The organism is Streptomyces sp. NPDC004561, assembly GCF_053602155.1.
Map to the genome: position 1 here is coordinate 1 of NZ_JBSGDB010000301.1, position 11,253 is coordinate 11,253.

The window sequence follows — 11,253 nt, forward strand, 5'->3', positions numbered from 1 at the left end:
CGCCGCGCGCCCGGGCGCGGGGCCGCGGCGGCGGCCCCCCCCCACCGGGGCCGGCGGGCCCGCCGCGACCACCCGCCCGCCCGCATCGCCGCCGCCCGGACCGAGGTCGATGACCCAGTCGGCGGTGGCGATCGTGTCCAGGTCGTGCTCGACGAGGACGACCGTGTTGCCGGCGTCGACGAGCCGGTGCAACTGTCGCAGCAGCAGTGCGATGTCCGAGGGGTGCAGCCCCGCCGTCGGCTCGTCGAGCAGGTAGAGCGCGTGCCCGCGGCGGGCTCGCTGCAGTTCGGTGGCCAGTTTGATGCGTTGTGCCTCACCGCCGCTGAGTTCCGTCGCGGGCTGGCCCAGCCGCAGGTACCCCAGTCCCACCTCGCGCAACGTCTCCAGACTGCGGGAGGCGGCCGGGACGGCGGACAGGAACTTGGCGGCGGCGTCGACGGACAGCGCCAGTACTTCCGCGATGTTCTTGCCGCGGTAGGTGACTTCCAGCGTTTCGGCGTTGTAGCGGGCGCCTTCGCAGGTCGGGCACGGCGCGTAGGTGCCGGGGAGGAACAGCAGTTCCACCGCGACGAATCCTTCGCCCTGGCAGGTCTCGCACCGCCCTTCGGGCACGTTGAAGGAGAACCGCCCGGCCGAGTAGCCGCGCGCCCGGGCTTCGTCCGTCGCCGCGTACAGCTTGCGCACCGCGTCGAACATGCCGGTGTAGGTGGCCAGGTTGGACCGGGGGGTTCGGCCGATGGGCCGTTAGTCGACCCGGACCAGCCGGTCGAACGACTCGACTCCCGACGCGTCCTGGACGTCGACCTTCAGCTGCGCCTCGTCGGGTTCCTCGGGTACGAGTCCGAGGTGGCCGCGGACGACCTCGGCGAGCACCTGCGTCACCAGCGTCGACTTTCCGGAACCGGACACGCCCGTCACCGCCGTGAGTACGCAGAGCGGTACGTCGACGGACACGTCGTGCAGATTGTGGCGGGAGACGCCGCTCAGGTGCAGCCAGCCGTGCGGTGTGCGCGGGCGGTGATCGAGCGGCTGGGCACGCCCGAACAGGTACTGGCTGGTGGCCGACTCCTCGACCCGCTCAAGACCGGCGACCGGGCCGCTGTACAGCACGCGTCCGCCGCCCTCGCCCGCACCGGGGCCGATGTCGACCACCCAGTCCGCCCGCCGTACGACGTCCATGTCGTGCTCCACGACGAACAGCGAGTTGCCCGCCGCCTTGAGGCGGTCCAGCACGTCCAGCAGCGGTTCCGCGTCAGCCGGGTGCAGGCCCGCGGAGGGCTCGTCGAGGACGTAGACGACGCCGAACAGCCCCGAGCGCAGCTGGGTGGCGATCCGCAGGCGCTGCGCCTCGCCGGGCGACAGGGTCGTCGAGCGGCGCCCGAGGCTGAGATATCCGAGGCCCAGGTCGAGCAGTACGTCGACCCGCGCGACCACATCGCCGCAGATCCGGACCGCGACCTCGGTCGTCTCCCCGGATCGGGCGGTCGACGTGGTGGCGTCGGCCTCGGACCGCCCCCCGACGGGCCGCAGCAGCGCCACGACCTCGGTGAGCGGCATCGCGTTGATCTCGGCGATGGAACGTCCGGCGAAGGTCACGGCGAGCGCCTCGGGCCGCAGTCCGCTGCCGTGACAGGCGGGGCAGGGCACACTCCTGACGAACCGGAGCGCCCGTTCGCGCATCTTCTCGCTCTTGGAGTCGGCGAGGACGTGCATGACGTGCTTGCGGGCGCTCCAGAACTTGCCCTGGTAGCCGTAGTCGACGCGGCCCTCCTCCGGCTCGATGTACACGGAGGGCTGTTCGTCCGTGTACAGCAGCCAGTCCCGGTCCTTCTTCCTGAGCCTGCGCCACGGTCGGTCGATGTCGATCCCCAGGCCGCTCACGACACTGCGGAGGTTGGCGCCCTGCCAGGCGCCCGGCCAAGCGGCGATCGCCCCCTCACGGATGCTCAGCGAGGGATCCGGGACGAGCAGATCCTCGGCGACGTCGTGCACGACACCCAGTCCGTGGCACTCCGGGCAGGCGCCGGCCGCGGTGTTGGGCGAGAACGACTCGGCTTCCAGCCGTGCGGCCCCGGGCGGATAGGTGCCGGCGCGGGAGTACAGCACGCGCAGCAGATTGGACAGCGTGGTGAGGGTGCCGACCGTCGAGCGCGAGCTGGGCGACCCACGTCGCTGCTGCAGGGCCACGGCCGGTGGCAGTCCGGTGATTGCCTGCACGTGCGGTGCGCCCACCTGTTGCAACAGCCTTCGGGCGTACGGTGCTACGGACTCGAAGTAGCGCCGCTGGGCCTCCGCGTAGAGCGTGCCGAACGCGAGCGAGGACTTGCCCGAACCGGAGACGCCGGTGAAGGCGACCATCGCGTCCCGAGGAACGTCGACATCGATGTTCCGCAGGTTGTTCTCACCGGCGCCCCGGACATGCACGAAGGGGTCGGTCGCGTCCTTGTTCACCGTTCCTGATTACCTGATCGCGCCGCGAACCGCGCGACAGGTGCCGTCACCGGGCCCCGCTCACACGAGCGCCCAGAGAAATCCCGGTATGAGGCGCTCCCAGGGAACATTCGAGAGTGCGTCACCGTTGATCCGCATGTGGGCGTGAAGGGAACTGTGTCCCCCTGGCCTCACCCTTTGCCCATGAGGACGATCGTTCGGCTGAAGCCTTATGGAGCCCCCGCCGCGAGGCGACCGCCCTTCGCGCCCACTCTCGATCCGCCCCGGCTTGGGACCCCCGAACCAGTCGGGGCCTTCGCCTGCCCCCTGCCTGCGCACTTCCGGGCAGGACACCGAATCGGGGTGTCCGGTCGCGCGGCGTGCGCTGCCGGCCGGGGTGGCGCGGAACTGGTGTTCGCGGTGGCGCACGCAACCGTGTGGCCCGGTGGTGTAGCAGGTCCTGCACGGGGAGGTCGAGGAGTCCTGACCGTACCGCCTGCACCTGCTGGCAGGGCCAGCGTGTCACGCGGCGTCGGCGTTACCTCGGGGGCATCCTGTGGCCACGTGCCAGCCGACGATAAGGAGTCATGCGGGTGTCGTCTCAGGACGTTACGGTCGTGACTCTTCTGGCGGATCCGGATGCGCCGACGGAGATCGCGCAGCGCATGGCACAGATGCTTCCTGATCGGCTCGCCGACAGGTCAGGCCACGGACGACGATTCGACGTCGAGGTGGTCAGTGAGCCCTTCACCGCAGGGACCGAGGACCTGTCCACGTTGATGCGCCGGATCATGGACCGCGGAAGTGAGGGGAACTGGGACATCGTCGTGGCCCTCACCGACCTTCCGCTGCACTCACATGGGCACAAGCTCGCGGCGGATCTGAGTCACGAACACGGCCTGGTACTGCTGTCTCTTCCCACGCTGGGGGGCTTCCGGCTGCAGACCAGGGCCCGCCAGGCCGTGGAAGAAGCCGTGCTCAGCTTGGCTGGACTACAGGTCACTGGGGCTGAGGGACCTCCGGGAAGTCAGCCGCTGCGGGGGCCCTTCATCGGTCGTCTCGCGCCTATCCATCCGGGCCAGATCGGTGAGGAGGAGATCGCCGATCTGCGGTACGTCCTCAGTGGGCCGCGCGGTTACCTGAGGGTGCTCGGCGGTATGGTCCGCGCCAACCGGCCGTGGCGCTTGATCCCGGGTCTGTCGAAAGCCCTGGCGGCCGCACTCGCCACGGGAGCAGTCGCCACCGTGAATTCCACCATCTGGAACCTGGCCACCTACCTGAGCACGCCACGCCTAGTGATCGCCATGGTCGGGTCTGTCGCTCTCATGATCGGCTGGCTGATCGTGGACGCGAACCTGTGGCATCGAACGGATGAGGTTTCGCCGGAGGCGAGGAAGAAGGCGGCTCTCTACAACGCCTCGACGATCGTGACCGTCGGTATCGGGGTGATCGTCTGCTACGTGGGTTTGATGGTCATCAACTTGGTGTGGGCGCTGTTCATCCTCAACGAACGGGTGTTCGCTTCCACGACACGAACGCCACTGCACGTCACGGAGTACTGGACGTTGGCCTGGTTCGTCGCTTCGGTCGCCACGGTGGGCGGCGCGCTGGGATCGGGCTTGGAGAGCGACGAGGCGATCCGGTCAGCCGCCTACTCCAAGCGCGAACAGGAGCGTCGCAGCGTGCTGCAGGACGACCACGGTGACTAGCGGGTGACCTCAGTCGGAGATGTGCCGTCGGTCGGTGGTCGTCCGGGTCCGGAGATTCCGCTGATCGGTCGGTGCGTGGTTGTTTCGCCTCGGGAGCCGACGGGGACCCGGACGCAAGGGCGCCGGAGCGCCGAAGCTCCGCCTGGCGGGGCCGGCGGCAAAACGACCGTTCCACCTGATCCAGGTGAACGGCCCTCCAGAGGCGTGCCGGAGCCACGGCCCCCGTCGCAGCACTTCCGAGAGTCGGGCTCTTTGCGCCCTCTCCATCACCGCCATGCCGCGGTCATGCCGTGACACCAAGGGAAGTCATCATGAAAGCAGCGGTATACGAAGGCCCGCGAACGGTCACAGTGAAGGACGTACCGGACGCAAAGATCGAACACCCCTGCGACATCATCGTCAAGATCACCACTACCAACATCTGCGGTTCGGACCTGCACATGTACGAGGGCCGCACCTCGTTCGAGTCCGGCCGGACCCTGGGACACGAGAACATGGGCCAGGTCGTGGAGGTCGGCTCGGCCGTCCGCAAGGTCCAGGTCGGCGAGTACGTGGTCCTGCCCTTCAACATCGCCTGCGGCTTCTGCAAGCAGTGCGAGCAGGGCCTGACCAACTACTGCCTGACCATGCAGCCGGAACCGGCCCTCGCGGGAGCCGCCTACGGATTCGCCGACATGGGCCCCTACCAGGGCGGCCAGGCGGAACTGCTGCGCGTGCCCTACGGCGACTTCAACGCGCTGCGTCTGGGCGAGGACGCCGCCGAGCGGCAGACCGACTACGTGATGCTCGCCGACATCTTCCCCACCGGCTATCACGCCACCGAGATGGCCCACGTCAAGCCGGGCGACCAGACCATCGTCTTCGGGGCCGGTCCCGTCGGGCTGATGGCGACCTATTCCGCCCTTCTCAAGGGCGCCGGCCGCGTATGGACGGCCGACCACCAGCCCGACCGGTTGCGCAAGGCGGAGGAGATCGGGGCCATCCCGATCAACACCTCCGAGCAGAACCCGGCGGAGGTCGTCAAGGAGGCCACCCTCGGTCTGGGCGCCGACAACGGCTGTGAATGCGTCGGCTACCAGGCACACGACCCCCAGGGACACGAGGACGCCAGCCTCACGCTCAACGGCCTGATCGACTCGGTCAGGTTCACCGGCGACATCGGCGTGGTGGGCGTGTTCCTGCCCCAGGACCCCGGCGGCGCGGAGGCCCAGGGCGAGCTGGAAGCGCAGGGCAAGGTCCCGATCGACTTCGGCATGATGTGGTTCAAGGGCCAGCACATGGGAACCGGGCAGGCGCCGGTAAAGAAGTACAACCGGGCGCTGCGGGACCTGATCGCCGGCGGGAAGGCCAAGCCGAGCTTCGTCGTCTCCCACGAGCTCAGCCTGGACGAGGCCCCCACCGCCTACGAGCACTTCGACGCCCGTGACGAGGGCTGGACCAAGGTGGTCCTGCATCCGAACGGACACGGCAACGGCCACAAGCGGTAAGAGACTCGGGGCCGCCGTGCCCCCTGTTTCCCCTGGACCGGTCCGGGGGACGGGTGGCGATCTACCGGTCCTCCGGCCGGGGCGGGGGCCAACGCCGGACCTGAACCAACAGCGATTGCCCGCGCTCCGGCCCGGAGGATGGACTGGCGGACGCTCAGCAGTGTCCGCAGTGGCAGCACCCCGTCCAGCGGCTGCGGCCGCCAGCCAGTTAGCGGGCCGTGTGGGAGGCTTCCTTGCCCGACGGCTGCCGCACCTCAACCAGGCCGACGCGACCCGGCAGGGCATCCCGGCCAGGCGGACACCCGTGACGTGGCTGCGGGCCTTCGGGGAGGTCGTGCGATCCGGGCTCACGATCGAGGAGACTCGGCTGGAGCCCCTGCTCGCGCTGCGCACGGCCGCTGGGGTGGCGATCGTCATCGGGCCGACGCTGTGGCTGGTCTCCCCTGCGTATGCCGCGTCCGCCGCCCTCGGCGCCTACTCTGCGGGTGGGGCCACCTTCCAGCGCAGCTGGCGTCCACGCAAGGTGGTCGCGCTCGGCGCGGGCGCAGGTCTGGCGCTCAGCACCTTCGTGGGCTACTTGGCGGCGGGGCGACTCGTGACGTTCCTACCGCTGCTGGCCGTGTGGGCCTTTGCCGCGGGAATGGCGTGGGCCGTCGGATCGACCGCTGGGATCGTCGCAGCGACGACCGTGGGCAGCATGCTCGTGACCATCACCTTGCCCACGAGCATCGGGCGAGCCCTGGAGCACGCCGGGGTCATCGCACTCGGGGGCGTTACCCAGGCCGTGCTGATCTTGCTGTTCCCGATCCGGCGTTGGGGAGCGCATCGTGACGCGCTCGCCGACGCCCTGGCCGCCGTGGCGGACTACGCCCGCCGGTTGCGGCACGACCCGACCGCCCCGTTCGACCCGGAGCCATTGATGACGGCCCGGGACGCGGCTGCCGTGACGCCGTCACAGGCCCGCACCCGTCCCCCCGTCCTGCACGGCCCCCGGGGACTCGCCGAGCGCATTCGGCCGGTCCTCGCCGCGCTCGCCGACCCGGACGTGGGCGCCCCGGCGGAGGGACCCGGGCGGGACCGCGCGCGGGAGTTGCTCGACGCGGCCGCCGACGTCCTGGATACGGCCGCCCGTTCGATCCGACGCGGCACTCCCGCCGAGATGCGGCCCGAGAGCACGGACGTCCTGCGCGTCGACGAGGAGCACGAGGTGCTGGAGGGCCCCGCGCGGCAAGCCGCCGCTCGGCTCGTGGAACTGCTCGGCGAGGCGGTGGAGATCGCCCAGAGCGGCTGCGCGAGCGGGAGGACGCCTACGCCGCCCGGCCTCGCCGACGCCCAGTTTTTGGTGCGCCCGACAATGCTCCGGCTGGTCCCGGTCGTCGTACGGGCGGTCCGCCGAGAGCTCCGCCGGGACTCGCCCGTGTTCCGGCACGCCGTCCGCCTGGCGGCGGTGGCCACGCTCGGCTATCTGATCGCCGCCCGGCTCCCACTGGGCCACGGCTACTGGGCGCCCATCGCCTCGGTGATGGTGATGCGGCCGGACTTCCACCGGACGTACGCGCGTGCGGTGGCCCGTCTCGCCGGGACCCTGGCGGGGGTCGCGCTCGCCACCGGGATGGTGCGGGCCCTGGGTCCGGACGCCCATGTGTCCGGCGCGCTGGCGGTGGTCTCGGCGGGCCTGTCGTACATGCTGAACCGTACCGGCTACGCCTACTCCCAGTGCTTCACCGCCGCGTACGTCGTCTTCCTGCTCGGCATGGGCGGCCAGGCATGGGAGCAGACAGTCCCGGAGCGGGTGGTGCTCACCCTGCTCGGCGGGGCCCTGGCAATGGTGGCGTACGTGGTGTTCCCCGCATGGGAGACGCCCCGACTGCCGGGCCGGCTTGCGGACTGGCTCGCCGCCAACGGCCGCTACGCGGCCGCGGTGCTCCGCAACTACGCCGAACCGACCCGGGAGCATCACGCCGACATGCGCAGGGCACTGCTGGCGAGCAGGGAGGCACGTGCCGCCTGGCAGGAGGCATACGACCGGGCAAGGCAGGAACCAGTCCGCCCCCGGGGGCTCACGTCGCGCGAGGCCCAGGAGGCGCAGGAGGCGCTCAAGGGGTTCGGCCGCGCGGCGATGCTCATGGAGAGCCACGTCCCGCGGACCGACAGCCGTGTCGTCCCCGAGGCGGAGCGGTTCGCCGAGGCCCTGGAGACGGACACCGCGAAGGCAGCAGTCGCCGTGCGCGAGCACAGGAATCCGGACTGGGGACGCGTGGAGGAGGCGCTCCACGCGTGGGAGGACGCCGCCGCCGGCAACGGGAGCCCGGTCGTGCGGCGCGAAGCGGAACTGCAAAAACGGGCCTTGGAAGACCTCGCGACAGCCGTGAGCCGCACACCCCTGGAACGGGACGTCGGCTCTGCTCGCGAGGAGCAGAGAGTGCGGGCCGCCGCGGCGGCGGAAGGTGACGGATCAGGGCCCGCGCACCGGGGTGGGTGACGAAGTCGGCCACGGGGAGCGCCTCGCCTCCTGGAGCGGCAAGCAGTCTCCCCGCCGCGTCAGGCGCCGCCACACGTACGCCGCTGTCGCCATCCACGAGGATCGGCCAGCCGGGTGCGGCGGCGGCGATGCCTTTCAGCGGCGGGGGCGAGCGATTGTCGGCGGTGGTTCCTCCCCGGCGGGAAGGACGGCGAGGCGCGTGCGACCGTGCCGTTCTTCAGTACGAGGAGCCGTGGGCGCGGGTGATGGTCGAGTTGTCGCAGCGGGCGGATCGGCGTGCGCCGAGCAGCGGGACCGGGTTGCTTGGCCGCTCGTTGGTGCGGTCGTGGGGAAGAGGAACTCCCGGCCGTGGATCGTCTACGGGAAACACCCGCACCATCCACTCCTGCCACGAGTAGTGCAACGCCCCCCGGAACGAGTCCAGACGGTCAACGAACTCCCCTCACGCCACGTAACACACACCCGCCCCCAGAGAACGCGAACAACCCGTTGGTGACGTGCGGCGGGTCGTCAGCGATGTCGAAGCGGGCGAGCCCTTAAGCGAGCAGGCGTTCGACCAGCTTCAGTGCCGAGGCCGGCCGGGCGCGAGCGACCCGCCGTTCTTGAGAAGCGCAACACCGTCGAACGTGCCATCAACCGCCTGAAAGGCTTCCGCGCCGTCGCCACCCGCTACGAGAAACGGGCCTGCACCTACCTCGGCACCGTCACCCTCGCAGCCCTCATCATCTGGCTCCGCACATGATCCGAGAAACAGTGCTTAACCCTGCTTCGCCCGATGGGTAGGCTTTGGGTGCATTCGTGAAGTGGTGTCCGTAGGCTGTTGCTGCTCGGGGCTGCTGCGGAGGTCTTTCATGCCCCGAACCATCTGGTCCGGCGCGATCTCGTTCGGCCTGGTCACGGTGCCGATCAACGTGGTCAGCGCGACCGAGGACCACAGCATTCGCTTCCACCAGTACCACCTGGCCGACCAGGGCCGGGTCCGCTACCGCAAGGTGTGTGAGCTGGAGGACCGCGAGGTGCCCCAGGACGAGATCGGCAAGGGGTACGAGCTGACCAAGACCCAGGTCATCCCGATCACCGACGAGGACCTGAGCAATCTGCCACTGCCGACGGCGAAGGCGATCGAGATCGACGCGTTCGTCCCGCTGCGGTCCATCGATCCGATCCGGATCGGCGAGGGCTACTACCTGCAGCCCGCCGGCCAGGTCGCGGCCAAGCCCTACAAGCTGCTCGTGCAGGCGCTCGGCCGCTCGGCCAAGGTGGCCGTCGCGAAGTACGCCTGGTCCGGCCGGGAGCGGCTCGGCCTGCTGCGGGTCCGCGACGACGTCCTGGTCCTGCATGCCATGCGCTGGCCCGATGAGATCCGCGACCCCACCGAGCTGCTGCCGCCGCCGGTGGAGGTGTCCGAGGAGGAGATCGAGGGCGCGCTCGTCCTGATGGACACCATGACCGTCGAGGAGCTGCGGGGCGAGGAGTTCCGTGACCGCTACACGGAGGCGATCGCCCAGATCATCGAGGCGAAGCGGGCGGAGCGGCCGCTGCCCCGGGCGCCGGAACCCGAGGAGCCGGCCCAGGTGCTCGACCTGATGTCCGCGCTGCGGGAGTCGGTGGCGAAGGCGAAGACCGATCGCGGGGACACGGGACCCGGCGAAGTGCACACGTTGCCCGAGCCGAAGAAGAAGGCGGCCGGGAAGAGGCAGCCGGCCAAGAAGGCCGCGGCGAAGAAGGCGGCAGGCCGCCGACCCCGCACCGCCTAGCCGCCGCCGGGAGCATCCTGAACGCCGCCACCAAGTCGCTGACCACCGACCCCGACGTCGCGGGCATCAAGCCACTCTCCAGCCTGGCCTCCGCGCGCGCGTCGGGCACGGCGCCGTACTGGCCCACCCAGCTGGACGCTGTCATCGATTGCAGCGAAACCCTCCGCCAAGCCCTCAGCACCTGAAAGCCGCCCCGGCACAGGGCTCACTCCCCTATACGAGGGCCATACTGATGACGTGAGTGCGGCTCGCACGACCAACGGCCAGTCGAACGAGCAGGTCAAGGGGCCTGTGCCGAAGAAGGCCGCCGTTCTCCAGTATGAGTGGGACGCTGCGTGGGTGATCGTCGCCTACGGCGAGTACGACGCCGCATCCATCGAGTCCCTGGCCGAGGCCCTGGAGATCGCGTCCACGAAGTACTCCAAGGTAGTGGTGGACGCCTCTTTGCTCACCTTTGCAGATTCGACGTTCCTGCACCTACTGCTCCGGATCCACGCCATGACCACACTGCGCCTGGCCGAGCCGGCACCTCAACTACAACGAGTGCTGCGGCTTACCGGGGCGGACTCTGTACTGGATGTCCGCGACTCTGTCGAGGGCGCCGCCGCTTCGTAAAGGGCGGAGTCGTTGGCTAACTGGTTCCGCAACCGGCAGGCAAGGCAACACGACAGATGCGGCAGCGTGCTTCCGACACCGACAGCAGCGGACGGCAGCGATCAGCCAGGGATGCCCGTGGACCCAGCGGAAGGACCAACCCCGAAGACGCTGTGTGATCGACCTGATAAAGGTGATCACAGACCTCGAAGCCTGACCTGGTACGGGCGCCGTCCTCACTGTGGGCGGCACCCGTCGCCTTGACTCGGTCGTTGAAACTCCGGCCAAAGTCGCTACGCCGACCTTGTGACCAAGGTTTACGCAGGCAAGCACCGCGCATTCCCGAGACTTGCCCCGTCCGGGAGCAGCGGCTAGCCCAATTTATTGATCTATGTGCGCGTTTCCGCATGAATGCACCTTTACTTCAGCGTCCGCCCGTCAGGCTCGCACTCGGACTCGGGGAGCCCCCCACTGCGACCAGAACAAGCCGGGCCACTCCACGGACGCCTACGGCGGCAATTGCCCGACCGTCAAACCCACCGTCACGGTGACGAAGACCGTGACCGCAACGGCGACCGCGACCCAAACGGCGACCGCGACAGCGACAGCGACCGCGTGCGGTACGGGTGTGGACTCGACGAAGCCGAACGGCGCCGAGCAGTTCCTTGCCGCGCTCAAGAATGGGGTGCCGTTCGCCGCCAGGCGCGTCACCAGCGGGAACAACCCGGACAACCCGAACATCGTCTCGGGCCCGGCCAACGCTCCCGGCTGGACCGACCTCAGCACGATCGCCG

6 protein-coding genes and 2 pseudogenes are annotated in these 11,253 nt (G+C 69.6%); 6 read left to right on the forward strand and 2 right to left on the reverse strand.

Annotation, left to right across the window (positions count from 1 at the left end; translation table 11 throughout):
* Positions 1-2,451 (reverse strand): annotated as a pseudogene (gene uvrA, locus ACWEN3_RS30915) (excinuclease ABC subunit UvrA); the annotation flags it as partial.
* Between the two features lie 566 nt (positions 2,452-3,017).
* Here uvrA and ACWEN3_RS30920 point away from each other — a divergent pair.
* The 6 genes and pseudogenes from ACWEN3_RS30920 (at position 3,018) to ACWEN3_RS30945 (ending at position 10,480) form a co-directional block, all read left to right on the forward strand.
* Positions 3,018-4,139 carry a hypothetical protein gene (locus tag ACWEN3_RS30920; protein ID WP_452977308.1) on the forward strand — a complete coding sequence of 374 codons (1,122 nt, stop codon included), beginning with the start codon at positions 3,018-3,020 and terminating at the stop codon, positions 4,137-4,139.
* A gap of 311 nt (positions 4,140-4,450) precedes the next feature.
* Positions 4,451-5,626 carry a glutathione-independent formaldehyde dehydrogenase gene (locus ACWEN3_RS30925; RefSeq protein WP_452977311.1) on the forward strand — a complete coding sequence of 392 codons (1,176 nt, stop codon included), beginning with the start codon at positions 4,451-4,453 and terminating at the stop codon, positions 5,624-5,626.
* A 304-nt stretch (positions 5,627-5,930) separates the two neighbouring features.
* The gene (locus ACWEN3_RS30930; RefSeq protein ID WP_452977323.1) at positions 5,931-8,108 is read left to right on the forward strand and encodes an FUSC family protein; all 2,178 of its coding nucleotides are present in this window, start codon (positions 5,931-5,933) and stop codon (positions 8,106-8,108) included.
* Between the two features lie 553 nt (positions 8,109-8,661).
* Positions 8,662-8,850, forward strand: a pseudogene (locus ACWEN3_RS30935) (IS5/IS1182 family transposase); the annotation flags it as partial.
* 109 nt (positions 8,851-8,959) lie between these two features.
* Positions 8,960-9,865, forward strand: a complete 906-nt coding sequence (gene ku / locus ACWEN3_RS30940) for a non-homologous end joining protein Ku (RefSeq protein ID WP_452977314.1) — start codon at positions 8,960-8,962, stop codon at positions 9,863-9,865.
* A gap of 237 nt (positions 9,866-10,102) precedes the next feature.
* Positions 10,103-10,480, forward strand: coding sequence for an STAS domain-containing protein (locus ACWEN3_RS30945; protein WP_452977317.1), 378 nt, complete (start codon positions 10,103-10,105; stop codon positions 10,478-10,480).
* A 486-nt stretch (positions 10,481-10,966) separates the two neighbouring features.
* Here ACWEN3_RS30945 and ACWEN3_RS30950 read toward each other — a convergent pair.
* A partial coding sequence (locus ACWEN3_RS30950) for a hypothetical protein (protein WP_452977320.1) occupies positions 10,967-11,253 on the reverse strand: 287 nt, incomplete at its 5' end.

Coding starts and splice junctions, on each gene's coding strand:
- ACWEN3_RS30920 (WP_452977308.1), top strand. CDS start 3,018: ATGCGGGTGTCGTCTCAGGACGTTACGGTCGTGACTCTTCTGGCGGAT.
- ACWEN3_RS30925 (WP_452977311.1), top strand. CDS start 4,451: ATGAAAGCAGCGGTATACGAAGGCCCGCGAACGGTCACAGTGAAGGAC.
- ku (WP_452977314.1), top strand. CDS start 8,960: ATGCCCCGAACCATCTGGTCCGGCGCGATCTCGTTCGGCCTGGTCACG.